This is a genomic window from Pseudomonas fontis, assembly GCF_028656955.1.
GTDB classification, from domain to species: domain Bacteria; phylum Pseudomonadota; class Gammaproteobacteria; order Pseudomonadales; family Pseudomonadaceae; genus Aquipseudomonas; species Aquipseudomonas fontis.
This window is the reverse complement of sequence record NZ_JAMDGY010000101.1, coordinates 1-25,415: the sequence shown is the minus strand read 5'-3', so window position 1 is coordinate 25,415 and position 25,415 is coordinate 1. Positions and strand designations below refer to the sequence as shown.

At 62.8% G+C, this 25,415-nt stretch carries 20 protein-coding genes and 1 pseudogene; 3 read left to right on the top strand and 18 right to left on the bottom strand.

From position 1 onward, the window contains the following. The 3 genes and pseudogenes from vgrG to M5G11_RS24130 all read right to left on the bottom strand — a co-directional run. Nucleotides 1-981, bottom strand: a pseudogene (gene vgrG, locus M5G11_RS24140) (type VI secretion system tip protein VgrG); the annotation flags it as partial. A gap of 282 nt (nt 982-1,263) precedes the next feature. Next, the gene (locus tag M5G11_RS24135) at nt 1,264-2,037 is read right to left on the bottom strand and encodes a TerC family protein (RefSeq protein WP_273913455.1); all 774 of its coding nucleotides are present in this window, start codon (nt 2,035-2,037) and stop codon (nt 1,264-1,266) included. Between the two features lie 72 nt (nt 2,038-2,109). Continuing rightward, nucleotides 2,110-3,417: a CitMHS family transporter gene (locus tag M5G11_RS24130; protein WP_273913456.1), complete on the bottom strand. Its 1,308-nt coding sequence runs from the start codon at nt 3,415-3,417 to the stop codon at nt 2,110-2,112. 295 nt (nt 3,418-3,712) lie between these two features. Here M5G11_RS24130 and M5G11_RS24125 point away from each other — a divergent pair, with 295 nt between their 5' ends. Further along, a complete protein-coding gene (locus M5G11_RS24125; protein ID WP_273913457.1) occupies nt 3,713-4,117 on the top strand; it encodes a GFA family protein in 405 nt (134 codons plus the stop codon). 6 nt (nt 4,118-4,123) lie between these two features. On the opposite strand, the gene M5G11_RS24120 is transcribed toward M5G11_RS24125, so the two are convergent. The 15 genes from M5G11_RS24120 to M5G11_RS24050 all read right to left on the bottom strand — a co-directional run bounded on the left by M5G11_RS24120 (nt 4,124) and on the right by M5G11_RS24050 (nt 22,265). After that, entirely contained in the window at nt 4,124-5,125 is a 1,002-nt protein-coding gene (locus M5G11_RS24120; protein WP_273913458.1) for a hypothetical protein, read from the bottom strand. Between the two features lie 16 nt (nt 5,126-5,141). Next, nucleotides 5,142-8,834 carry a tubulin-like doman-containing protein gene (locus M5G11_RS24115; protein ID WP_273913459.1) on the bottom strand — a complete coding sequence of 1,231 codons (3,693 nt, stop codon included), beginning with the start codon at nt 8,832-8,834 and terminating at the stop codon, nt 5,142-5,144. 108 nt (nt 8,835-8,942) lie between these two features. Further along, nucleotides 8,943-9,356, bottom strand: coding sequence for a hypothetical protein (locus M5G11_RS24110; RefSeq protein ID WP_273913460.1), 414 nt, complete (start codon nt 9,354-9,356; stop codon nt 8,943-8,945). A 33-nt stretch (nt 9,357-9,389) separates the two neighbouring features. Then, nucleotides 9,390-10,865 carry a hypothetical protein gene (locus tag M5G11_RS24105; RefSeq protein ID WP_273913461.1) on the bottom strand — a complete coding sequence of 492 codons (1,476 nt, stop codon included), beginning with the start codon at nt 10,863-10,865 and terminating at the stop codon, nt 9,390-9,392. Beyond that, on the bottom strand, nt 10,853-12,304 hold the full coding sequence (locus M5G11_RS24100; RefSeq protein WP_273913462.1) for a hypothetical protein: 1,452 nt from the start codon (nt 12,302-12,304) through the stop codon (nt 10,853-10,855). The genes M5G11_RS24105 and M5G11_RS24100 overlap by 13 nt, the downstream gene beginning before the upstream one ends. Before the next feature lie 185 nt (nt 12,305-12,489). After that, nucleotides 12,490-14,445 carry a DUF7844 domain-containing protein gene (locus M5G11_RS24095; protein ID WP_273913463.1) on the bottom strand — a complete coding sequence of 652 codons (1,956 nt, stop codon included), beginning with the start codon at nt 14,443-14,445 and terminating at the stop codon, nt 12,490-12,492. Continuing rightward, on the bottom strand, nt 14,442-14,762 hold the full coding sequence (locus M5G11_RS24090; RefSeq protein ID WP_273913464.1) for a DUF2388 domain-containing protein: 321 nt from the start codon (nt 14,760-14,762) through the stop codon (nt 14,442-14,444). The genes M5G11_RS24095 and M5G11_RS24090 overlap by 4 nt, the downstream gene beginning before the upstream one ends. 27 nt (nt 14,763-14,789) lie before the next feature. Further along, nucleotides 14,790-15,083 carry a DUF2388 domain-containing protein gene (locus M5G11_RS24085; protein WP_273913465.1) on the bottom strand — a complete coding sequence of 98 codons (294 nt, stop codon included), beginning with the start codon at nt 15,081-15,083 and terminating at the stop codon, nt 14,790-14,792. Between the two features lie 98 nt (nt 15,084-15,181). Continuing rightward, the gene (locus M5G11_RS24080) at nt 15,182-15,499 is read right to left on the bottom strand and encodes a DUF2388 domain-containing protein (protein WP_273913466.1); all 318 of its coding nucleotides are present in this window, start codon (nt 15,497-15,499) and stop codon (nt 15,182-15,184) included. Between the two features lie 335 nt (nt 15,500-15,834). Then, a complete protein-coding gene (locus M5G11_RS24075; RefSeq protein WP_273913467.1) occupies nt 15,835-16,050 on the bottom strand; it encodes a DUF1127 domain-containing protein in 216 nt (71 codons plus the stop codon). 320 nt (nt 16,051-16,370) lie between these two features. Then, complete coding sequence (locus M5G11_RS24070) at nt 16,371-17,864, bottom strand: acetyl-CoA hydrolase/transferase family protein (RefSeq protein WP_273913468.1); 1,494 nt, start codon at nt 17,862-17,864, stop codon at nt 16,371-16,373. Between the two features lie 177 nt (nt 17,865-18,041). Continuing rightward, the gene (locus M5G11_RS24065; RefSeq protein WP_273913469.1) at nt 18,042-19,478 is read right to left on the bottom strand and encodes an NAD(P)(+) transhydrogenase (Re/Si-specific) subunit beta; all 1,437 of its coding nucleotides are present in this window, start codon (nt 19,476-19,478) and stop codon (nt 18,042-18,044) included. A gap of 2 nt (nt 19,479-19,480) precedes the next feature. Next, a complete protein-coding gene (locus M5G11_RS24060) occupies nt 19,481-19,798 on the bottom strand; it encodes an NAD(P) transhydrogenase subunit alpha part 2 (RefSeq protein ID WP_273913470.1) in 318 nt (105 codons plus the stop codon). Nucleotides 19,799-19,809: 11 nt separating this feature from the next. Then, nucleotides 19,810-20,931, bottom strand: coding sequence for a Re/Si-specific NAD(P)(+) transhydrogenase subunit alpha (locus M5G11_RS24055; RefSeq protein WP_273913471.1), 1,122 nt, complete (start codon nt 20,929-20,931; stop codon nt 19,810-19,812). Between the two features lie 416 nt (nt 20,932-21,347). Next, nucleotides 21,348-22,265: a LysR family transcriptional regulator gene (locus tag M5G11_RS24050; protein WP_273913472.1), complete on the bottom strand. Its 918-nt coding sequence runs from the start codon at nt 22,263-22,265 to the stop codon at nt 21,348-21,350. A 161-nt stretch (nt 22,266-22,426) separates the two neighbouring features. On the opposite strand from M5G11_RS24050, the gene M5G11_RS24045 reads away from it, so the two are divergent. Continuing rightward, the gene (locus M5G11_RS24045) at nt 22,427-23,608 is read left to right on the top strand and encodes an acyl-CoA dehydrogenase (protein WP_273913473.1); all 1,182 of its coding nucleotides are present in this window, start codon (nt 22,427-22,429) and stop codon (nt 23,606-23,608) included. Between the two features lie 14 nt (nt 23,609-23,622). After that, nucleotides 23,623-24,843: a CaiB/BaiF CoA transferase family protein gene (locus M5G11_RS24040; RefSeq protein WP_273913474.1), complete on the top strand. Its 1,221-nt coding sequence runs from the start codon at nt 23,623-23,625 to the stop codon at nt 24,841-24,843. The last annotated feature ends 572 nt before the right edge of the window (nt 24,844-25,415 follow it).

Sequence of the window (25,415 nt, the reverse complement as noted above, 5' to 3'; positions counted from 1 at the left end):
TCGTCGCCTTGCACTTCGGCAATGCGTGCATCGTGGCGCAAGGCGGCCATGCGGGTCTGGGTGAAGGGCTTGCCGACTTCGTCGCGCTTGTAGCGGCCGGGGAAATCAAAGCGCTCGTAATCGTGGGACTGGTGCTGCAAGTCCCTGGCGGTAGCGCTGTGTTCCTGGCGGTAGGCCGGGTTTTTGAAGCTGTAGTCGCGCTGTACCTGCTTGGCGCTGCGCACCTGCTCGCTGTACCTGCTTGGCGCTGCGCACCTGCTCGCTGTAGCGAAAGTGGTGCAGCGCAGGCTCGGGGTGATCGCCACCGGGGACAGGGTTGTAGAGCACGGCGAGGGGGTCGTTGCCTTCGTCTTCTTCTACGGGTTCGCTGTCCGGGTCATCAGGGTCCGGCTTGATCACGCTGCGGGTGATCAAACCCAGTGCCAGCAAGCGGTCCGTGAGAATCAGCTGATGGCCCTTGGCGGTGTGTTCGAAGGCGTAGATGAAGCCTTCTTCTGCGGCCAATCGCTCGATGAATGCCAGGTCGGTTTCCCCGGCCTGCACGCAGTATTCGCGCACCTGATGGTCGAAGCAGACCACCAGTTCCACGTTGGTCAGGTGTTGCGCCTTGAGCAGGATCTCGAAGATCTGCGGCACGCTCTTGTGCTGGAAGATCCGCCAGTTCGAGCGCAGGCGGGCACGCGCCAGTTGTGGCTCGATCAACGCGTGATAGCGGGTGCGGTGAACGCCGGTGTCGCCCTGGGTGAAGCTGCTGACCAGGCCGTGTACATAGCGAACAGGGCGTTCGCCGCGCCAGATCGTCAGCAGCACGGGGCAGTCGAGCAACTGGCCGAAGTCGACGTCGGGGTCATCGCCGGACAGCTCGACGTTCAAGCTGAACGGCGTGCTGAGCCCCTCCTCCAGTACGAAGGACAGCACCTCGAACGTGGCATCGCCGACAAAGGGCTTGAAGGTGTAGCGCAGGTCGGATTGGCGTGCCATCAGCGAGGCCTCGTGATGAGGCCAGGCGGATTGCCCGACAGTGCACAGTGGAAAAACGGACGATCAGTGGTCGATCTCATGAACTATCCCTGTCCGAAAGAGAGGGAATAGTTAATGGTTCGGCTCGGGATTGATGTCAGACCGTTCTGACGGATCTGTAGGGCAGGTCTTGATGCGCGCAGCCGGCGAAAAATGCAGCCGCTGCCACCGCCACTTTATCCGTGCCGGGAATGCAAAACGCCCCGGCAAGCCGGGGCGTTTGGTTTACCGCTACCTCAAGCCTTACTGGCCCGGGATGTCCTTGCGCAGCTTGACCGGGTCGTGCTCCTTGTTCTTCTTGCGGGCCATCGCGGTGCGCATCTTGATGTTGATGGCTTCCACCGCCAGCGAGAAGGCCATGGCGAAGTACACATAGCCCTTCGGTACATGCACCTCGAAGGCTTCGGCGATCAGCACCGTGCCGACCACGATCAGGAACGACAGCGCGAGCATCTTCAGCGAAGGGTGCTGGTCGATGAAGTCGCTGATGGCCTTGGCACACAGCATCATCACCAGTACGGCGACGACGATTGCCGCGATCATCACCGGTACATGGGAGACCATGCCGACGGCGGTAATCACCGAGTCCAGGGAGAACACGATGTCGATGATGGCGATCTGGATGATGGTGTAGATGAACTTGCCACCCTTGCCGCTGCTCGGCTCGTCGTGGGTTTCGTCTTCACCTTCCAGGCCGTGGTAGATCTCCTGCGAGCTTTTCCACAGCAGGAACAGGCCACCAAAGAACAGGATCAGGTCGCGACCGGAGATGCCCTGGCCGAATACTTCGAACAGGTCGGCGGTGAGGCGCATGACCCAGGTGATCGACAGCAACAGCAAAATGCGGGTGACCATGGCCAGCGCCAGACCGAAGATCCGGGTGCGCTGCTGCATGTGCTTCGGCATGCGGCTGACCAGGATCGAGATCATGATGATGTTGTCGATACCGAGAACGATCTCAAGCGCAGTCAGTGTAAAAAAGGCAACCCAGATTTCTGGGCTGGTCAGCCATTCCATGTGTCTTCCTTCAAGCTTTCAGGCGATACGCGCCACGGCTGCGGCGCGTATCGGTTAGGTGGAACCGTAATCTTATAGTGTGCTGAACAGTGGGAAAATTCCCATCAGCAGCGCGGCGATCATTATGCATACGCAAATCAGCACTGCCCACTTCAAGGTGAAGCGCTGGTGATCACCGAAGTCGATCCCGGCCAAGGCCACCAACAGATACGTAGAGGGTACCAGCGGGCTGAGCAGGTGCACCGGTTGCCCGACGATCGACGCGCGGGCCATCTCGACCGGGGTGATGCCGTAGTGGCTGGCCGCCTCGGCGAGTACTGGCAGTACGCCAAAGTAGAACGCATCGTTGGACATGAAGAAGGTGAACGGCATGCTCACGATGGCGGTAATTACCGCGAGGTAAGGCCCCATGGCCTCCGGGATGACCGCCAGCAGGCTCTTGGACATGGCGTCGACCATGCCGGTGCCGGACAGGATGCCGGTGAAGATACCCGCAGCGAAGATCAGCCCGGTCACCGCCAGTACGCTGCCCGCGTGGGCCGCGACGCGGTCCTTCTGCATTTGCAGGCATGGGTAGTTGACGATCATGGCGATACTGAAGGCGATCATGAACAGCACCGGCAGCGGCAGCAGGCCGGCGACCAGCGCGACCATCAGGGCGGCGGTCAGGGCACCGTTGAACCACAGCAGTTTCGGACGGCGGGCATCCGGGAACTGCGACACGCTGATTTCGCTGTGGTCGATTTCGTCACCCGGCAAGTGCAGCTCGCCCAGGCGCGCACGCTCACTTTTGCCGTACATGTAGGCAATCACCAGCAGGGCCACCACACCGGCGAGCATGGCCGGGATCATCGGCACGAAGATGTCCGAAGGGTCGACGTGCAAGGCACTGGCGGCACGTGCGGTCGGGCCACCCCAGGGGGTCATGTTCATGATGCCGCCGGCCAGGATGATCAGGCCGGCCATGATCCGTGGGCTCATGCCCAGGCGGCTGTACAGCGGCAGCATGGCGGCTACGCAGATCATGTAGGTGGTGGCGCCGTCACCGTCCATGGAGACCACCAGGGCCAGCACGGCGGTGCCGACCGAGACTTTCAGCGGGTCGCCTTTCACCAGTTTGAGGATCTTGCGCACGGCCGGGTCAAACAGGCCGGAGTCGATCATCAGGGCGAAGTACAGAATCGCGAACATCAGCATGACCCCGGTCGGGGCCAGCTTGGTGATGCCTTCGAGCATCATCGGGCCGATCTTGGCCGAGAAACCGCCGAACAGGGCGAACAGAATCGGTATCAGGATCAGTGCGATCAAGGCCGACAGGCGCTTGGTCATGATCAGGTACATGAAGGTGATGACCATGGCAAAGCCGAGGAAGGTCAGCATGGGAATACTCCAGGCGTGTCGCGTCGAAGATTAAGGACGATTCGGGCGGATGATCAGCGCGAAGGGCGCGGCGCGTGGAGTAAGGGCGGGAATACAGCAGAAAGGCAGGCGTGGAAAAACATCAGTATCACCATTGTTGTTGTTAACTGGGCCGGGCGCTGTACTAATCTCAGGCAGCCCTGGCTGGCCGGTCTCATGCCGGTGGTGCGCTGATGCTAAGCGGCCAACCTTTCAGCCAGCTTTCGACGCGGCAAAGGTGACCAGAGGTGTTTATTCCATGGGACAGGAGCGTGAGATGAAACAGCTGCAAGAAGGAGGCTGCCATTGCGGCGCCTTGCGCTACCGACTTGAGGGTGGCGCATTCGACGATATTGCCCATTGCCATTGCTCGGTGTGCCGCAAGGTCACCGGCGGTTTGCTGGTGACCTGGCTGACCGTGCCGTGCAGTGCGTTCCAGTGGCTGCAAGGCACACCGCAGCGCTATGACTCGTCGGCCAGTTGCGTGCGTTATTTCTGTCGGCGCTGTGGTGCCCACGTGGCGTTGACCACCGACCTGAGCCCGGAAAGCATCGACATCACCGTGACCACCCTGGACCACCCGGAGCAGTTGCAGCCCAGCCGGCATATCTGGACCGCCAGCCGCCTGCCCTGGCTGCACCTGGACGAGCAACTCCCGGGCGAACCCGGGGAGACGCTCTAGGCCGGTCTATTCGATGATCACCCCACCCAATGCCTTGGGTTTGCTGAACGACGACTGGTTGCGCAGTTGTTCCGCCTGGCGCAGGACGATCTGTGCCTGACGGTTGTTCGGGTCCTGGCTCAGGACCATGTTGGCCAGGGCGCGGGCCATATTGCCATCGCCACGGGACAAGGCACTGCGCGCCTGGCTCAGTTGCTGGCCGACCAGGCCAGGGCTGGCTGCAGTCGGTGTCGGGCGTGGTGGTGCCGGACGAGCGGTGGGTGGCGGCTTGGGCAATGCTGGCGGCGGCGGTGCCTGGGCCTGGATCTTCTCGACGGGGGGCGGGATGACCTTCGCCAGTTGTTCCTGCTCGCGCTGAGCCTTCTCGCGGGCAGCGGCCAGGTCAAGGGCCTGTTGCGCCGCCAGGGCTTTCATCCGAGCGTCATCACGCTTGGCGGTAGCTTCGCGTTGCTGGCGGTCCAGCCCGCCCTGCGCCTGTTGCAGCAGGTTGAGCGCGCGCGGGTCCTTGCTGTCGGTACGCAAGGCCTGGTCGGCCTTTTCCAGGGCACAGTTGAACTGGCTGGCGTTCAGGCATTCACGCCCGGCTTGCAGGGTCGCTTCGAACGCTTGCTGCGCCTTGCCGGCGTTCATCTGGTAGGCCGCGTAGCCGACGACCGCGAGGAGCACGGCCGCCGCCAACCCGGCATTGCGGGCCAGGTTGCGCGGTTTGCCGGCGGCCACCGGCAGTGGTGGCGGCGCGATCCGCGCCGGTGTGGGCTGCGGCTCTACCTCACGACGCTCCACCGTCACTTCACGGACCGGCGCCGGCGCAACCACCGGCGCCACGGTCGGAGTGGGTGTCGGTACGCTGACCGGTGCACTGACCGGCGCAGCAGCCACCGCGGTGACCGCCACCTGGCTGCTGGCGCCGCAGTACGGGCAGAACTTCACCGGGCCGGCGAGTGCCTTGGCACAGCCGGCGTTGGCGCAGTTCAGCGGGAAGGCCGGTTTCTTAGTGGATGCAGACATCAGTCGCGAGCCTCCCTCAATTCACGGGCGGCGGCGCCAACGGCGCGACCGGCGGTGGTGTGCCTGGCGCTGGCGCCGCCGGCACGGCCGGGGCGAACAGCTGGGCCAGCTCGGCGATCTGCCCGGCCGTCGACCAGGCCGGCATGCCTTCGCGCCACAGCAGGCTGTCACGAGTCACCTGGTTGCCCTGCACGAACTGCTGCAACTCGCTGACGGTGTACGGGCCATAGTTGGTGCCGGCCACGCTCAGGTGATAACGGTGTACCGGGGCTGCCACCGGTGGCGGTACTGCTGCGCCGGCACCGGGGGCCGGCGGTGGCACCAGGCCTGGGGCGGCGGCGAACACCGGCGCACTGGCGGCGGCCGGTTGGAACAGGCCATCCAGCCAGCCTGCGCTGAAGAACTCCTTGCGCAGGGTGCGTTTCTCGCTGTGGTCGTCGTGCACTTCATCGCGGTAGACGTCAGCGCGCGAGCCGCTCACCGGCTCGGCGAACTGTTCGATCAGCCCCCGCGCCTGTTCCAGCAAACGCTCGGCCTGGTCCGGGTGCTGGCGCTTGAGGCGGTTGTCGTATTCGTTCTTCAGCAGCTCGGCGATCTTGTACGGGAAGGTCTGGTACAGCGACGACACGCCGATTTCGTCCAGGCGCACCTGCGGCTTGTAGGCGCCGCGACGCAGGTCTTCGAACAGCGCGACCATGGCCGCCAGTTGCTGCGGGCTGCGCAGTTGCTCATAGCGCTGGCGCAGTTGGTCTTCGATGTCCTTGCGTTGCAGGGCGTTGAGGCCGTTCTGGCGAATCGCGAACTCGTCACCCACGGTGAAGTAGTCCTGGTCGATCATGAACTCGTAGCGCTCACCCTGGGTGCGGCGCAAGACGCCGGTGGCCACGGCGTGCAGGTACAGCTTGAAGTCCTCGGCGAACTGGCGGTACTGCTCCTGGGTGAACTGGATCGGCTGCACGAACTGGCTGATGCGCTTGTGGCTGTGCAGCGGGATGGTCGCGCTTTCCTTGCGGTAGCTGGCCAGGTACGTCGGCAGCGGGGTCAGCGCCGGCAGCGGGAAGCCGCTCAGTTCGGTGAAGCAGATCAGCTTGCCCGGGGTACCCGACTCGACGAACTGGATCTGCCCGGCCGTCAGCCCGGTGCCTTGCGGCATGCACTGGGTCAGCATGGCGCCATAGGTGCGCTTGAACTCGGCGGCGTTGTGCACGCCGACCAGGCAGGTGTAGCGGTCCTTGCTGATGCCGAAGCCACCGTTGAGGTTCAGCGGTGCCCAGGGCATGGCCCGTTGCAGCAGTTTGCGGAACTTGTCGCGCTGCTCGTCCGGGGTCAGCGCAGCCAGGGCGCTGAGCAGCGGGTCGATGCCCTGCGGGTTTTTCGGCAATTGCTGCACGGCCTTGTTGCGCAGCTTGGCCAGCAGTTCTTCCTGGCCCTCCTCGTCCTGCAATTTGCTGAACAGGGTCTTGGAGCCGCCGAAGTCCTTGAAGGCTTCCTTGGCCCATTCACGCACCTGCAATGCGTCGACCGCCTGCTCTTCGCCACCCTGGACCAGGGTCAGGGGGATCAGCGTGGCGTGTTTTTCCTTGATGCTGGCGTCGATCTTGCTGATGTCGGTTTCGATCCGGCGCAGCAATTGGTCGACCGCGTTACGCCCGTCCTGCAGGCGGCCGACGAAACCGTTCCACACGGCACGGCCGTTCTGGTCAACCGATTCCTTGCGGCCCAGCCACTCGGAGACGTCACGCAGCAGTTGCGCCGCTTCCCGCGCGGCAACGAAGCGCACGTAGAACAGCAGGCTGTCGCGCAGGGTGTCCTTGACCTGGGTGAGCACGGTCTCGGCTTGTTTGTCCTTGCCGCTGAGACGGGCCATCAAGCCGCCGCCGGTGGTTTCCTTGAGGCGCTCGAACTCGCGGGCCAGCTCCGAGGATTCCAGCTTCTCGGCCAGCTCCTTGAAGCGCGCGGCGTTTTTCTCCAGCGCCGGGATGATCCCGCCGCTTTCGTTTTCCAGGCGGTCCTTGAGCATCTCGACCAGTGCCAGGGTGTAATCCAGGCCGCCGCGCTCGTCATCGTCCAGGCGCCGGAACAGCTTGTCCGGCAGGGCGTCTTCGCGCACCAGCTCGGCCAGGCGGCGCAGGCGGTTCTCGCGGATGCGCACCTCATGGTTGCGCTCGGCGCTGTCGACGCTGCTGCCCTTGGTGTCGCGCTCCAGCTGCTGCTGGATCTCGCGCACGTGGGTGAGCCACTGGTCCTTGTCGGTGCTGCCGTTCTGCAGGCGTTCGAACAGTGCTTCGACCTTCTGCTCGACCTGCGCGGTCACGCTGTTGTCGCCCTCAACCAGCAGCAGGTCGTCAGCCAGTTGGTAGTGGGTGAACTCGCCCGTGGCCAGGGTCAGCTCGACCTTGGAGAGGAACTCCGGCAGCTCGGTGAAGGTGCGCGGGGTGACATTGAGCTGTTCCTTGAGGAAGTCGTCGCGTTCCTTGTCGGTTGGCCGGTTGTCGTTCAGCGTCGTCTTGGCGATGCCGAAGAAGGCCATCAGCATCTGCTGCACCTGGCGGCTCAGGCGCACGTTCTGCCGCGCGTCCACCCGGGTGTCGAGCACGGCCTGGCCCAGCGAGGAGTATGAGCACGGGAAGCGCAGCTCGGTGTCGTCGCCGTAGTCCTGCGGCAGGCGCACGGTGTAGGAGCGGATCTTGTGCTGGTTCTGGTTGACCGCAATCGAGCGCTTCTTGTTGGCGAAGTCCTGCGAGGTGAAGTCGGTGAACAGCACGTCCGAGAGCATCTCGTAGACGTCTTCCTGGTCGCTGGTCTTGGCCTGGGCGACGTTGCTGTTGTCGAGGATGTAGACGTCGTCGTACGGACGGTTGTCGATGAACAGGTTGTCGGTGGCATCCCAGTGCTTGACCAGGCGGTTGCCACGCATGCAGGTTTCCAGCTCCATCAGCGCCGCGTAGCCGTTGGCCTGCACGCGTTCGGTGTTGTAGGCGTGGAAGCCGCCAGGCAGGACGAAGAACAGGTCGACCTTGCCGGCAATGTTGTGTTCCTTGAGGATCGCCTTGGCCAGGTAGCCCATGTCGAGGAACGAGCCCGAACCGGTGCCGCCAGCCGCCGAGCCGCTGATGACGATGCGGATCTTGCCGGGGTCGATTTCCAGGCCCAGCTTCTTCAGCTTGTCGGCGTGCCCGCCAATGTTGCTCAACAGGCGGCCGACCTTGTCGCGCAGCTTGTCGCGGATCACCGGGTACTTGTCGTAGAAGTACAGGCGCGACAGTGCGCGGATCTGCCCGGCACCCTTGGAAGGGTCGATGCCCAGGGCGCGGATCTTGTCCGGGGTCAGCGGGAACCACTCGGCCACTTCGCGGTGGCGGTTGAGCTCATCCATCGAGTGGGTGTACTTGCTCAGGTTGAGCGGCTCGATGATCTTTTCTTCGGAGGTGAACGCCACCTGCTCGGCCAGCACGTCGGTCTTCACCGACTTGCCGTCCTGGGTGACCTCGCCCGCGTCCAGGTCGAAGTTGACGAACTGCACCAGGGGGAAGTCAGCAATTTGCTGGACCTGGTTGTTGCCACCCCAGATGGCATTGAGGATGCGTCGGCGCAGGCGAATATTGACCTTCATGCCGGTACCGCCCAGGGCGATGAACAGCGTCGGGTAGATCTTTTCGCTGACGGGGTTCAGTGCTGCCGGGCCGGTAGGTTGTGCATGCTCGTTCATCGGGAAACTCCATGAGCCCTGGCTGGGCGGGCCGACGCGGGTCGGCGGTCTAATCCATACATCGGTTCAATGCGGCTGGCAGGCCAGCCGCAGGTCAGGCGGTGATGCTCAGCGCTTGGCCGAGAAGGTCATCAGCCAGGCAAGCAGCGACAGGCCGGCAACCCCGGCCAGTGGCGCGAGGTACAGCGGGACCAGGAACTGGCCCGAGTTGATCACCGCCAGTACAGCCATGGCCGAGACCATCAGCAGGCCGAGGAACAGGAACCAGCCGGATGCGTTGGCACGGCTTGGGGCCACGCGCTCGCGCACGCGCCAGTTGGCGTAGGCGTTCTTGATGACGAAGAAGATCAGCGCCAGAACGACCAGCACGGCTACACCGATCAGCGCATCGCGGCTGTCGACTTTTTTCGGGCCCAGGTCCATCACCGGAGCAGGCACGCTCAAGGTCGAGGTAGTGGTGACGGGGGCTGGCGCAGGGGCTGCGCTTTCGACTGGGGCTGGCAGAGAGCTGGTTTGGGCCATGACTGGGCTTCCGATTCCGAGGGCAATAAAAAGTTATTTGAGGCGCACGGCGACATCCGCCGAGAGCTTTTCAATGGAGGTGCCGAACAGGCTGCGCTTGACTGTCGCGACCTTGTTCTGGCGTTCGTCGTAGACCGCTGCGCTGCTGAACGGCTTGAGCGGGATCTGCTGCGCCACGCCTTCGACCAGCACGGTCACCGGCTTCTTGCCGGCGATCAGGCTCTTGGCGAACAGCGCGCCGATCAACACCAGGACGAACAGCACCAGCAGCAACAGCACCGGGCCCAGCGGGTAGCTGATCTGCAGCACGATGGGCAGGCGGGTGGCCGAGGAGCTGGCTTCGCTGGACGGGATGAACACGTCCGGCAAGGCGTCGTTGGGGAACAGCTCGTTCATGCGTGCGATGAACTGCTGGGAAATCTGCAGTTGCTGGTCGCTCAGTTGCACCTCGATGGCCCCGGCACGCTGGTAGCCGCTGGAGAACAGCACCTCGCTCGACCACTGCGAAGGCAGCGGCGGCAGTTGCAGGCTGATCGCCAGTTGCTCGGAGCGGGCGCCCGGCTCCAGGTTCTCGATGCGCTGCATGGAGATCGACGACTGCAAGGCTTCACCCGGGACGTCCAGGCGCATGGCAACGTTGGCCGAATGGATCTGGTACGGGTTGAACTGGTTCTCGAAGTGCCCGAGCAGCACGGCAGTCTTCGGTGAACCATCGACGTTGATGTTGAGCACCACCGTTTGTTGGTCCGGGGCCAGCTCGGCACTGACGTCCGGGGTGTCCTGGACGCCGGTAGGGATGAATCGCACCGCCGCCTGGGTCAGCGGCTTGAGGCGCACACGGTCATCCTTGAGCAAGGTCGCCAGGGTCGGCTGGGCCAGCACCTGCTCCAGTTGCGCACTGGCATTCTCGCCGTAGGCCAGGGCATAGATCATCAGGCCGTTGGCTTCGAAGTTGCTGCTCTTGACCGGCATCTTCTGCGGGAAGGCGGCGATGCGGGTGATCACCGCTTCCTTGTGCAGCAGGTCGTAGAACTCGCGGTTCTTCAGCTGGGTTTCGCTGCTGTTGTTCGGGCTGTTCTTGTTGTTGGTGATGATCCAGACGATCCCTTCGCGCCCTTCCAGGCCGGTCTGGATGGCCGCCAGCAAGGCTTCCTTGAAGTCGGTGTCGGCATAGGCGCCGCTGGCCTTGCGCGCAAGCTTCAGGGCGCTGACGCTCTCGCCAAGCTTGGCGTGGGTGCCGGGGCCGCGGTAGGTCCACTCGGGCGACGGGTGCGCGTTGTCGGCCTGGTTGAACGCGCCGATCACCACTTCACCATTGCCGGCCGCAGTGGCGGCCAGCTGGGTCACCAGGGGTTTGAAGCCCGAGGCCGGGTCGAGGTAGAACGGCTCCATCCAGCCGGAGTTCTGCACCAGGAACACCTGGCGCAGCGAATCGGCCTGGGCGCCGAAGCACACCAGGCTCAGGGCCAGCAACAGGCCGTGGCGCAGGCGCCGGGTCAGACGTTCCATCGGTAGAGCGCTCCAGATGAGTCGATGTACAGCCACAGGGCGTTGTCGTAGCAGAACCATTGGGCGTTCCACGGCTGGCTGACCTTGAGCAGCATCTCCAGTGGCGGCTCGCCGATGCGTTCGAGGCGGTAGTGCGTGTCGGTTGGCTGGCTGGCGTCGAAGAACTTCTGCAGGCCCGAGGTTTCGCGCACGATGAAGGACAGCAAGTGACGCTGGTCACTGAACTCCACGAACGGATAGATCACGTCGCGGGTGGTCGGGTTGACGTGCTCGTCGTTCTCGTCCCAGGGCTTGTCCAGGCGCACATTGAACTTGTAGTTCAGGTGCCCGGTACCCAGGCGGGTGCCACGCAGTTCGCGGCGTTCATCCGAATCCAGGCGCAGGTAGAACTGCACGCCATCGCTGAACAGCAGTTGCCAGATGCCATAGCCATCGACAAAAGGCGGGCCATATTCCGGGCGCGCTGTGGCGCCGACAGGCCAGGCCAGCCATTGCGCATCCAGGGTTTCACCCAGTTTCACGCTGAGGTAGCCATGCTCACCAACCCACAGCAGCCGGCGCGAAGACGGCAGGCGCAGCGGTGCCGACAGCTCGCTCATGAGTGCGGCGTCGGCATGGGCGATGGGGTGTTGACGCCAGCCATCGGCGTGGCGCTCGACCAGGCAGACGCTGCCGTCGGGCAACTGCTGCGGGATGAAGGTCTGCCCATCAAGGTCGCCGGGGGCCCCGATGGCCTTGCCGTGGCAGCGCTCCAGGCGGTAGCGTCCGGTCACTGGGTGGACGCTGATTTCACTCGCGCCTTCATCACCCGCCAGGATCAGCCGCTGCTGAGCGCCCTGCTCGCGCAGGCTTACCGCCCATGCCCAGCTTGGCAGGCTGGAACGGCCAATGGGGGTGGTTTCCGGGCGCAGCGTGGCCCACTGCTTCGCCTGGCGCTGCCAGAGGAACAGGCTGCCTTCACGGTCCAGGGCGAACAACGCTTCGCGGTGGCCGCCAAGGTTGGCCACCAGGAAGTTCAGCCCGTTCTTGCGCGGCGCCGTCAGCAGTTCGGCATGATCATTCAGGCTGCTCTGGGGGCTGGCGGAAAGCTTGGTGAACAGCGCCGCGACGATCTGCTCGGCGCTGTCGAGCTTGCAGTCGTTTTCCACCACCCGGCGACCGCTGCCGTTGCCATACGGCGGCAACCAGCGTCGCTGCGCGTCATAGCGCACGGGCTCAAGGGGCTTGCCGGTCTGCGGGCAATGGCTGAACGCGGCAGGCAGGAAGGAGGCGCCATCGGGCGCTCGTTGCGCGCCCACGAGGAAGTCGAGGTCCAGCTCGCTGCTGTCCAGCGCCTGGCCGTCGACGTGTGTCAGGGCGAATCTGCCGTGGGCATCCTGAAGCCAGCGCTGACCTTCCAGTGACCACTCGTACTCGCGGTCGTCACCGACTACGTCCATATATTCCCACCATGCCGACAGTCGTCCGTGCGCGGCCGGGCCTGGCTGAGGTCAGGCCGACACGTCGATAGAAAGAGGTTTCACGATTCGCCAGCCCGCGATGCGGTACAAGCGCAATGGCGTCAAAATGCCATTTTTCTAGCGGCGAAATAGTGGCACAGGCAGATTCAAAGTCAACCTTGGACTCAGGGCAATTGCAGCCCGCCAGCGGCTTTGTGCAAGGCGCGCAGGTGTTCGCCGACCTGCTTGAGGTTGCTTTCGACGGCAGTGATTTCTGCCGCACGGGCGGGTTCGAGCAAGGCGCGGACTTCCAGGTCGAGGTCGCCGGTCAGTCGCTTCAATTGCTGCTGGTGTTCGCTGCTGCTGCGCTGCAGCTCGCGACGTTCTTCGGCTTGCGGCAGGCCATAGCCGCTGTTGCCGAGCAGTTGTGACGGCTTGCTCAGGTAGCCGCTGTTGGCCAGCACCTGTTGCAAGGTGTTGTTGGCCTTGGCCACGCCCGCGTCATTCAGGGCCCGCCCGCTGAGGTAGCGTTGCTTGACCTCGTCCTGGGCCAGCAGCAGTTGCCGGCGCAGGCTGGCCTGTTCAAGCAAGAGCAAGGCGGCGCTGGTGCGCAGGTCGGCCTGGGCGAACCAGGGCTGGCGCTTGGCGGCGGGCTGTTCAAGCCAGCTTTCGACACTGGCCTGGGGGATCGGCAGGTGCTTCTTCAGTACCTCGAACATGGCCTGGTAGCGGTCCCGGTAGGAGTCGAAGCGATAGCCCAGGCGCAAGGCTTCGCGCGGGTCATCGAGCACGCTGGTGTCAGCCAGACCACGGCCTTTGAGCACTTCCAGCAGGCCATTGGGGGTGATGTTGTCGAGGCTGGTGAGGCGCGGGCTGGCGGTGCCGCTGCGCAGCAGCTTCAAGGTTTCGACGGCGCAGTTGTTGGAGATGAAGTAGTAGTTGCCGTCGTAGTTCCAGTGCATCTCGGCGGATTGGCGCACCAGGTTTTCCAGCTCCGGGCGGGTCAGCGTGAGCGGCACCGAGGCCAGGCTGCGCAGCTCGGTCTTGGTGTACTCGTCGATGATCTGTGCCAGCGGCAAGACGAACAGCCGTGACGGGTAGGCCCCGGTGAGGCCGCCCCAGCTGGACAGCTGCACATCGTTGACGAAGGCGCGATACGAGAGCACCAGGTGCTGGTCCAGGTCCAGCCGGCAATCCGGGCCACGCGGGCGCCCGGGGGCACAGATAACCAGGCGCAGCATGCTGTGGCCCCAGCGGCTGACCCAGTTCTGGTTGGCTTCGGCCAGCAGGTAGTCGACGGCGTAGACCCGCTCGGGGTCGATCTGCCCCAGGGGCTCCTTGGCGAAATCATTGCCGGCATTGAGGAACGGCAGGTCACGCGCACAGGCCGGGTGCTCCGGCGACCAGCCGAAGTGTGCTTCAAGGTAGGCATGCAAGGCCGGGCGGCGGCAGGCGTAGCTCGGGTCGAGGAGGAAGTACTCCATGTTGACCGCGACAAACTCCTTCGGGCTGCTCAGCTCATAGCTGTCCGGCGTGCGGGACACCTGGTGGTTGCCCTGCTCGCGCTCACCCCGGCGGCCGACGTACTGCGGCCAGCCGGCGAGGTCGAGCAGGCGCGGATCATCGCTCAGGGTGAAGCGTCGTTCGGTCTGGCCACGGCAGTCATCAGGCAGGCCGACCCGCCCTTGCGTGCTGCCCGCCCGCGCACAACGGCTGATCAGTGTGCGCTCAGGGCTGGGCCACAGGCGGGCGCGGTCGTACAGGTGGGTCAGCTCATGCAGCACTGTTGCCAGCAGTTCCTGGCGAACCGTGCCGTGCGGGCGTTTGGTCTGTGTGGTGGCGGCCGTGCCGGCGGTGAGGCTGGCCAGCAGGCGCCGGTTGAGTTCGAGGCTGGACACCAGCGAGGCCTGCCCGTAGGCATCCTCAGGCATCTGCTCGCTCCAGCTGACCTGGACGCGACGGTCCAGGCGGGTTTTGAATGCCGGGGGAAGCGCTTGCAGCGCTTCATCCAGCAGTGCCTGGCTGGCCCGCTGCTGGTGCGGGTCGAGACCGTCCGTTTGCAGCACAAGCTGCAGGTCGGCCAGCGCGGGGCCACTGAGCAGCAGGGCGGCGCTCATCAGCCAGGCACGAAGGCTGTTCACAGCGCGAGAATGGCTTCGGCAAGCACCTGGTCACTGGCGTCACGCGCTTCAGGGACGCGTTGGCGCAGGGTGTCGAATGCGGCTTCCAGCTGGGCGCCACGGATATCGCCGCTGCTGGCGACATAGCTGGCGGCATCGTCACGGGCTTCGCGTACCACTTTGGCGTCACGGATCGAGGTGGTGGTGTCCGAGGTGAAGTCGATTGAGCGACCGAAGGCGCGCACGATGATGTTGCTGGTGGCCACCAGGGTTTGCGCCTGAGCCAGGTCGGCGAGCATCAGAAGGCCGAGGGTGGCGGCAATCAGCGGTTTACGCATGGAGCATCTCCGGAAAAACGGCGGTAATCATTGGACGAGAATTGCCTGCGCCAGTTCAAGGTCGCTGACATGAAGTTCGGGCCTGGTCTGGTGCAGCCGGTTGAGCGCGGCCTCCAGTTGCGCACCCCGTAGCGCCCCGCCACTGGCGACGAACGCGGCCGCGTCGTCCTGTGCGGCGAGGACCAGCTTACGGTCGAAGGGGGCCGAGGTCACCTTGCTGGTGACGTAGCCACTGACGATCAGGTTCTGGGTGGTCAGGTCCAGGGCTTGGGCGGCGCCGGGCACGACTGACAGGAGCAACAGCGACAGCAGATAACGCATGAGCACTTATATAGGGTGATGAAATCAGGCGGCAAAGGCTATCCCAATGCGCTGGCTCGGGCCAGCGCAGGGTCTTTACGCGATGTTGTGCGGCGGGCTTAGAGGGCCAGGATGGCCTGGGCCAGCTGTACATCCGAAGCCTGCAGCGTCGGCGCTTGCTGGCGGATGTGGGCGAAGGCGCTTTCCAGCTTCACGCCACGGATATCACCTTGGCTGGCGACGAAGCTGGCGGCGTCGTCACGGGCGGCGCGCACGATCTTGTCGTCACGGAACGAGGAGGATACGTCGGAGGTGGCATCGGTAGTGGCGGCCACACTGCCTACGACGGCATCGGTGGTTACCACGAAGCTGGTGGCGTTGGCGGCGGACGCCAGGGTTAGAAGCAGTGCGGCGCCGAGCAGATGGGAACGGGTCATGGTCGATCTCCAAAGAAGGACAGTGGGTGCTGATGTGTCAGACGCACGCATAGCGGGTGACGCTACAGACAAGCGTATCACGCAAGTTTTCGGGTCGCCTGCCATCACAGAGGGCTGCAGCTCTGGCCCTGTGGGAGTCGGCGTTGCCGACGATGAGGCCAGCAAAAGCTCGACAAGTTCAACTGTTAAGGTAAATTTCTAAATATAAAAAACTGTACTGGTATCTACCCAGCCGCTCTATTCCGGCCTTCCCAGAACGACAAAACCCGTCAGCAGTGACCTGCGACGGGTTTTGGGGAATTCACGGTGCCGGCTTCAGGCCGGCGAGCCTTGCATTAACGCCAGAACGGCTTGCTCAGCTCTTCGTAGCGTTGTGCTTCGCTGATACCGGCATCAGCCAGCAGACGCGAATCCAGGCGAGCCAGTTGGTGGCGGCTGGAGATGCGGCGTTGCCACAGCATCAGGTTAGCCAGCAGGCGCAGTGGCAGCGAGGCTTTGGATTGTTCAACGGTGTTTTCGAAAACCAGACCGGAACTGAGGGTACGTTCCATGATGTGTCATCCTTCCGCTTGTGGCGGCATTAGGTAGTGATTTAACTGATGCCAATGATCCTCCTCCGTCGACCATAACAGTAGATACAGTTCACTTGAAGTGTGATGGGTCAGTTAACTGTTTAAGGGCACTGTTGCACCTGATTTTGGCGTAACTGTACCGGTCCGCACTCGAATGGTGCATTTTTGTGCAAAGAGGGTGGTTTCAAGCGGGAAAGTACCGATCATCGACCGGTACAGTAGTACAGTTTTCTGTCGATGCTGCCGTCCAACTGTACAGCCGGTGCGCATTGCGCGGCACCGGCTGTTGACGCAGCAGGTCAGCCGACCAGCATGCGCCCGGTTTCTTCCAGGTTTTCATGCCACTGCAGGGCTTCGCGCAGGATGTGCGGGGTGTGCCCACCACGCTCGCAGGCGCGGGTGAAGTAGTCATTCAGTGCTGCGCGGTAATCCGGGTGCACACAGTTGTCGATGATCACCCGGGCGCGCTCGCGTGGCGCCAGGCCACGCAGGTCGGCAAGGCCTTGCTCGGTGACCAGGATATCCACATCGTGCTCGGTATGGTCGACATGGCTGACCATCGGCACAACGCTGGAAATCGCGCCGCCCTTGGCAATCGACTTGGTCACGAAGATCGCCAGGTGGGCGTTGCGGGCGAAGTCGCCCGAGCCGCCGATGCCGTTCATCATGCGCGTACCGCACACGTGGGTGGAGTTGACGTTGCCGTACAGGTCGAACTCCAGCGCGGTGTTGATGCCGATGATGCCCAGGCGCCGCACCACCTCAGGGTGGTTGGAGATTTCCTGCGGGCGCAGTACCAGCTTCTCTTTATAGCGCTCCAGGTTGCCGAACACGTCGGCATTGCGCCGGCTCGACAAGGTGATCGAGCTGCCCGAGGCGAAGCTCAGCTTGCCGGCGTCGATCAGGTCGAAGGTCGAGTCCTGCAGGACTTCGGAGTACATCGTCAGGTCTTCGAACGGCGAGTCGATCAGGCCGCACATCACCGCGTTGGCGATGTTGCCGATACCGGCTTGCAGCGGGCCAAGCTTGTTGGTCATGCGCCCTTGTTCCACTTCCTGCTTGAAGAAGTTGATCAGGTGGTTGGCGATACCCTGGGTTTCAACGTCTGGCGACAGCACGGTAGACGGCGAATCCGGCTGTTCGGTAATGACGATGCCGACGATCTTGGCCGGATCAATCGGGATCGCGGTGCTGCCGATATGGTCATCGACCTTCACCAGCGGGATCGGCGTACGGGTCGGCCGGTAAGTCGGGATATAGATGTCATGCAGGCCTTCGAGGTTGGCGTTGTGCGCCATGTTGATCTCGATGATCACCTGCTTGGCAAAAATGGCGAAGCTGGCCGAGTTGCCCACCGAGGTGGTCGGCACGATGTGGCCCTGTTCGGTGATCGCGACGGCTTCGATCACGGCGATGTCCGGCAGCTTGAGCTGCTGGTTGCGCAGTTGCTCGACGGTTTCCGACAGGTGCTGGTCAATGAACATGACCTTGCCTTCGTTGATGGCCTTGCGCAGGGTGCTGTCTACCTGGAACGGCATGCGGCGGGCGAGTACGCCGGCCTCGGTCAGTTCCTTGTCGAGGTCGTTGCCCAGGCTCGCGCCGGTCATCAGGCTGATTTTCAACGGCGATTGCTTGGCCCGTTCTGCCAGCGCGTGGGGGACGGCCTTGGCTTCGCCGGCGCGGGTGAAGCCGCTCATGCCGACGGTCATGCCATCCTCGATCAGGCCTGCGGCATCGGCCGCACTCATTACCTTGCTGTGCAGGGAGGACAAGCGAATACGATCACGGTACATGGATTGTTATCTCAGGCTACAAAAGCTAGATGCGCAGTCTAGTGATTTCGCCTGGCCCCGTCCCGCGACCAAGGTCGAATGCGAAGCCCTGAAATAGAGCCTTCTGTCGGCTGGCCGGGCATGAAAAAGCCCCAGCCGGTACCGCGCTGGGGCTAATTGTCACAGTCAAACAAGGGCTTATTCGACAGCCTTGACCATGTCCTCGATGACCTTCTTCGCATCACCGAAGACCATCATGGTCTTGTCCAGGTAGAACAGTTCGTTGTCCAGCCCGGCATAACCGCTGGCCATCGAGCGCTTGTTGACGATGATGGTCTTGGCCTTGAAGGCTTCGAGGATCGGCATGCCGGCAATCGGCGACTTCGGATCGTTCTTCGCCGCCGGGTTGACCACGTCGTTGGCGCCCAGTACCAGCACCACGTCGGCCTGGCCGAACTCGGAGTTGATGTCTTCCATCTCGAACACCTGGTCGTACGGCACTTCGGCTTCCGCCAGCAGTACGTTCATGTGCCCGGGCATGCGGCCAGCCACGGGGTGGATCGCGTACTTCACGTTCACCCCGTTGTGGGTCAGCTTCTCGGTCAGTTCCTTCAGCGCGTGCTGGGCACGGGCCACCGCCAGGCCGTAGCCCGGCACGATGATCACGGTGTCGGCGTTGCTCAGCAGGAAGGTGGCGTCGTCGGCCGAACCGGATTTCACCGGGCGGGCTTCCTTGGCACCTGCCGGGCCGGCCACGTCTGCCGCGCCGCCGAAGCCGCCGAGAATCACGTTGAAGAACGAACGGTTCATCGCCTTGCACATGATGTACGAGAGGATGGCACCGGACGAACCGACCAGGGAGCCGGCGATGATCAGCATCGAGTTATTCAGCGAGAAGCCGATACCGGCGGCCGCCCAGCCCGAGTAGCTGTTGAGCATCGACACCACGACCGGCATGTCGGCGCCACCGATCGGGATGATGATCAGCACGCCCATCACGAACGCCAGGGCCAGCATCAGCACGAAGGCGCTGTAGCTGCCGGTGAAGGTGAACACCAGGCCGAGGGCAAGCGTGGCCAGGCCCAGGACCAGGTTCAGCTTGTGCTGGCCGGTGAACTGTACCGGTGCACCCTGGAACAGGCGGAACTTGTACTTGCCCGACAGCTTGCCGAAGGCGATGACCGAACCGGAGAAGGTGATCGCACCGATGGCTGCGCCAAGGAACAGCTCCAGGCGGTTGCCGGTCGGGATCGGGTCGCTGATGCTGGCGACGATGCCCAGCGATTGCGGTTCAACCACGGCGGCAATGGCAATGAACACCGCAGCCAGGCCGATCATGCTGTGCATGAAGGCGACCAGTTCCGGCATCTTGGTCATTTCCACGCGCTTGGCCATGATCGAGCCGGCGGTGCCGCCGACCAGCAGGCCGACAATCACATAGCCGATACCCGCCGTGGCCAGTTCCGCGCCCAGCTTGTAGATCAGGCCGACGGTGGTGAACACCGCCAGGGCCATGCCGAGCATGCCGAACAGGTTGCCGCGCCGCGACGTGGTTGGGTGCGACAGGCCTTTGAGGGCCTGGATGAAGCAGACCGACGCCACCAGGTAGAGAAGTGTTACCAGGTTCATGCTCATGTTTACTTCCGCCCCTCGACCTTGGCTGCTTTCTTCTTGAACATCTCCAGCATGCGCCGGGTGACCAGGAACCCACCGAACACGTTGACCGCTGCCAGGGCGACGGCCAGGGTGCCCATGACCTTGCCCAGCGGGGTGACGGTCAGGGCCGCCGCCAGCATGGCGCCGACGATGACGATGGCGGAGATGGCGTTGGTAACCGCCATCAATGGGGTATGCAAAGCGGGGGTGACGTTCCACACCACGTGGTAACCGATATAGATGGCCAGCACGAAGATGATCAGGTTGTAGACGCCGTGAGAGATCAGCATGTCTTCCATTGTCTGGCTCCTTATCCGTTCTTGCGGATGACCTGGCCGTCGCGGCACATCAGGCACGCGGCGACGATGTCGTCTTCGAGGTTGAGCAGGTACTGGCCGTCTTTGTCGAACAGCAGCTTCATGAAGTCGAGCAGATTGCGTGCATACAGCGCCGAGGCATCCGCGCCGACCTGGGCCGGGAGGTTGGTCGGGCCGACGATGGTCACGCCGTTCGCCAGGACGATCTGGTCGGCGACGGTCAGCGGGCAGTTGCCGCCTTGCGCCGCTGCCAGGTCGATGACCACCGAGCCTGGCTTCATCTGCGCCACGGTTTCCGCGCTGAGCAGGGTCGGCGCCTTGCGCCCGGGGATCAGCGCAGTGGTGATGACAATGTCGGACTGCTTGGCGCGCTCGTGCACGGCCAGGGCCTGGCGTTGCATCCAGCTGGCGGGCATCGGCCGTGCATAGCCGCCGACGCCTTCGGCGCATTCGCGCTCCTCGTCGGTTTCATACGGCACATCGATGAACTTGGCGCCCAGCGACTCGATTTGCTCTTTCACCGCCGGACGCACGTCCGAGGCTTCGATCACCGCACCCAGACGCTTGGCCGTGGCGATGGCCTGCAGGCCTGCGACGCCGGCACCGAGGATCAGCACGCGGGCCGCTTTCACGGTACCGGCGGCGGTCATCAGCATCGGCATGAAGCGCGGATAGTGATGCGCGGCCAGCAGCACCGACTTGTAGCCGGCAATGTTGGCCTGCGACGACAGCACGTCCAGGCTCTGGGCCCGCGACGTACGTGGCGCGGCTTCGAGGGCGAAGGCGGTAATGCCGCGCTCGGCCATCTTGGCAATCAGGTCGTTGTTGAAGGGGTTGAGCATACCCACCAGTACGGTGCCGCTCTGGATCTGGCCCAGTTCGCTGTCGTCAGGTGCTACAACCTTGAGAACCAGTTGTGCGCCAAACGCATCGGTGGCGGAGCCAATAGTGGCGCCTGCTGCTTCATAGGCACTGTCCGGCACGCTGGCATTGAGCCCGGCGCCGCGTTGCACAGTGACCTGATGACCCTGGCCAATCAGTTTCTTGATGGTTTCGGGGGTAGCAGCGACCCGTGTTTCGCCCGTCTGCGTTTCGAGAGGAACACCAATGTGCACGTCAATATCTCCTGCGTGATCTTTTGTTGGTAAACCAGCGCACTGCGGATGGTGCGTCTGGGGCGGCCGATCAGCACGATCCCGCCGTGAATACCGGCGGGGCGCGAAATATTGCAGGCGATCCTGAATCGCTTCAACAAGTTTTGGAGGGTGACGGTACTTAAACTACAAGTCACCCTGTGACCGAATGTCGCAACAAATGGTCCGGAGCCCGCCAAGCACGGGCTTCAGGGAGATTACGGAAAAATTTGAATTTTTTTCGAGAAATCTGCTGAAAGCAGAAAAGGAAACCGATTTAAGTCGTGAAAGCCGCGTAAACAGCAGGGTTAAGCGGTATTTGAGGGGGTGCCGGAACAGTCTGTTCATATTCGACATTTCCGTATATCTGTAGTGCTCTAAAATTGCTGACTACGGGGTCAGTAACTTGTCTCGTCCTTGTGGGCTGCGGCGTAGCGCTGAGCTTCGTCTACCAGCCAGTCGCGAAACGCGCGTAAAGAGGCCGATTCCACCTTGCGCTCGGGGATCATCAGGTAATACGCCTTGATGCTCGACAGCGCGTGCGCGTTGGCAATCACCAGCCTGCCCTGCTCCAGTTCGCGCTGGATCAGGAACGGCGGAATCAGGGCAATGCCCATTTCGTGCATTGCCGCCTGTGCCAACATCGAGAATAGCTCATAGCGCGGGCCGGTCATGTCCCGCGCCACGTTCATCTCCAGGCTGTTGAACCATTGGCGCCAGGCATAAGGGCGGGTGGTCTGCTGCAGCAGCGGCAGCTGGGCGATGGCTTCGGCGCTGAGGCTGCCCTGCCCGTCCAGCAAGGCCGGGCTGCACACCGGCAGCGGGTTCTCACCCATCAGGCGATGGGACTCGGTGCCGGACCAATCGGCATCGCCAAAATAGATGGCGGCATCGAACGTGGTGTCGGCGAACAGGAACGGCCGGGTGCGGTTGGTCAGGTTGACCGTGACCTCCGGGTGGCGTTGCTGGAAGCCCTTCAGGCGTGGCAGCAGCCATTGCGTGCCGAAGGTCGGCACCACCGCCAGTTCGATCACGTTGGCGCCCTGCTGGCCCATGACCGACAGGGTGTCGCGCTCCACCGCGTCCAGCTGGGTGGCAACCCGGCGGCTATAAGAGAGGCCGGCCTCGGTCAGTTTGACGCCGCGCCGCGAACGCCGGAACAGTTCCACATTCAGAAACTCCTCCAGGCCGCCGATCTGCCGACAGACGGCGCCCTGGGTCAGGGCCAATTCATGGGCTGCCTTGGTAAAGCTCTCGTGGCGGGCCGCCGCTTCGAAGCAAACCAATGCCGTAGTGCTGGGGATCTTGCGGCGCATATACGTCAACCTCACTAATTGGCGGTGAAACTGGCCTTCGCCGCCCTTTCGGAGTGAGAAATTAACACAAGTGCTTGCGCAATCCTCGTTTGTCGCGACGGCCGAACAGGCCTAGGATCAATGCACAAGAACATCTGAACCTATTTCTCGAGGATTCACGCATGGCCGGCAAAGCAAGCTTCAACTGGATCGATCCGCTGCTGCTTGATCAGCAGCTCACCGAAGAAGAGCGCATGGTGCGTAACAGCGCTGAACAGTTCGCCCAGGACAAGCTTGCACCGCGTGTGCTGGAAGCCTTCCGCCATGAACAGACTGACCCGGCGATCTTCCGTGAAATGGGTGAAGTCGGCCTGCTGGGGGCAACCATTCCCGAGCAGTACGGCGGCAGCGGTCTGAACTACGTGTGCTACGGCCTGATCGCTCGCGAAGTGGAGCGTATCGACTCCGGCTACCGCTCGATGATGAGCGTGCAGTCTTCGCTGGTGATGGTGCCGATCAACGAGTTTGGTACCGAAGCGCAGAAACAGAAGTACCTGCCCAAGCTGGCCAGCGGCGAGTGGATCGGTTGCTTCGGCCTGACCGAGCCCAACCACGGTTCTGATCCGGGCTCGATGATCACCCGTGCCAGGACGGTCGATGGCGGCTATCGCCTGAGCGGCAGCAAGATGTGGATCACCAACAGCCCGATCGCCGATGTGTTCGTGGTCTGGGCCAAGGACGATGCCGGCGATATCCGTGGCTTCGTCCTGGAGAAAGGCTGGCAAGGCCTGAGCGCTCCGGTCATTCACGGCAAGGTCGGCCTGCGCGCCTCGATCACTGGCGAAATCGTGATGGACAACGTATTCGTACCTGAAGAGAACATCTTCCCGGATGTGCGCGGCCTCAAGGGCCCGTTCACCTGCCTGAACTCGGCACGCTATGGCATCTCCTGGGGTGCGCTGGGCGCAGCTGAAGCGTGCTGGCATACCGCACGCCAATACACCCTGGACCGCCAGCAGTTCGGCCGCCCGCTGGCCGCCAACCAGCTGATCCAGAAAAAGCTTGCCGACATGCAGACCGAGATCACCCTGGCCCTGCAAGGTTGCCTGCGCCTGGGCCGGATGAAGGATGAAGGAACGGCTGCGGTCGAAATCACCTCGATCATGAAGCGCAACTCCTGCGGCAAGGCCCTGGACATCGCCCGCCTGGCGCGCGACATGCTGGGCGGCAATGGCATCTCCGATGAGTTCGGTGTGGCGCGTCACCTGGTCAACCTCGAGGTGGTCAACACCTATGAAGGCACCCATGACGTGCATGCGCTGATCCTTGGTCGCGCGCAGACCGGCATCCAGGCCTTCTATTAATAAGGAGGCATTCCATGGGCGCGCTATCTCATCTGCGGGTGCTGGACCTATCGCGTGTGCTGGCCGGGCCCTGGGCGGGCCAGATCCTGGCTGACCTGGGGGCCGAGGTGGTCAAGGTCGAGCGCCCGGGTGCCGGGGACGATACCCGCGCCTGGGGCCCTCCCTTCCTCAAGGACGCCTACGGCGAGAACACCAGCGAGGCTGCGTACTACCTGTCGGCCAACCGCAACAAGCGTTCGGTGACCATCGACTTCACCCAGGCCGAGGGCCAGCGCCTGGTGCGCGAGCTGGCGGCGAAGTCGGACATCCTTATAGAGAACTTCAAGGTGGGTGGCCTGGCGGCCTATGGGCTGGACTATGAAAGCCTGAAAGCGATCAACCCACGGCTGATCTACTGCTCGATCACCGGCTTCGGCCAGACCGGGCCGTATGCCAAGCGCGCGGGCTATGACTTCATGATCCAGGGGCTGGGTGGGCTGATGAGCCTGACCGGTCGCCCGGAGGGTGAGCAAGGCGCCGGGCCGGTGAAGGTCGGTGTGGCGCTGACCGATATCCTCACCGGCCTCTATTCGACCGTCGCCATCCTGGCCGCCCTCGCCCATCGTGATCACGACGGTGGCGGCCAGCACATTGATATGGCGCTGCTGGACGTGCAGGTAGCCTGCCTGGCCAACCAGGCCATGAACTACCTTACGACTGGCGTGGCGCCACGGCGGCTGGGCAATGCACACCCGAACATCGTGCCATACCAGGATTTCCCTACGGCAGATGGCGACTTCATTCTTACCGTGGGCAACGATGGCCAGTTCCGCAAGTTCGCTGAAGTGGCAGGCCAGCCGCAATGGGCGGACGATCCGCGCTTTGCTACGAATAAGCTGCGTGTGGCAAACCGTGCCGAGCTGATCCCGCTGATACGCCAGGCCACGGTGTTCAAGACCACGGCCGAGTGGGTCAGCCAGTTGGAGACTGCGGGGGTGCCGTGTGGGCCGATCAACGACCTGGCGCAGATGTTCCAGGACCCGCAGGTGAAGGCGCGGGGCTTGGCTATCGAGATTCCACACCCGTTGGCCGGCAGCGTGCCGCAGGTGGCCAGCCCTATCCGTCTTTCCGAGACGCCGGTGGAGTACCGTTACGCGCCGCCGCTGCTGGGTGAGCACACTGAAGCCGTACTGACTGAAGTGCTGGGCCTGGAGGCGGAGGACGTCCTGCGGCTTAGGGGGGCAGGCGTGCTGTAAGGCGCCCTCTTCTATATAGAGAGCGGCTTCAGGGTTAATTTGAAGGCTTTTCAAATTAACCCTTGACGCTCGATTTAATCTCTCTATAATTCGCCCCACTTCCGGCGTAGTCGGAACAGAAAACTCCTTGAAACTCAATGAGTTAGATGTTCCAGGTAGTGCCGGGATGCTTCGATCGAAAGATCGACAGCGGTGAAAAGGCAGTTGACAGCAACGATAAGTTCTGTAGAATTCGCCTCCCGCTGACGAGAGATCGTAGCGAGTTAAGCGCTTGAAGTTAAGCAGGAAATTCTGAAAGACTTCAAAATAAACGCTTGACAGACTCTGAGGAAAGCGTAGAATGCGCGCCTCGGTTGAGACGAAAGATTCTTAACCAACCGCTCTTTAACAACTGAATCAAGCAATTCGTGTGGGTGCTTGTGAGCTCAGACTGATAGTCAAAAAGATTATCAGCATCACAAGTGGCTATACGAGAAATCGAATAGTTCATTTTGAGATTGCTGAGCCAAGTTTAGGATTTTTTCAAAATCCAATGCAGTATTGAACTGAAGAGTTTGATCATGGCTCAGATT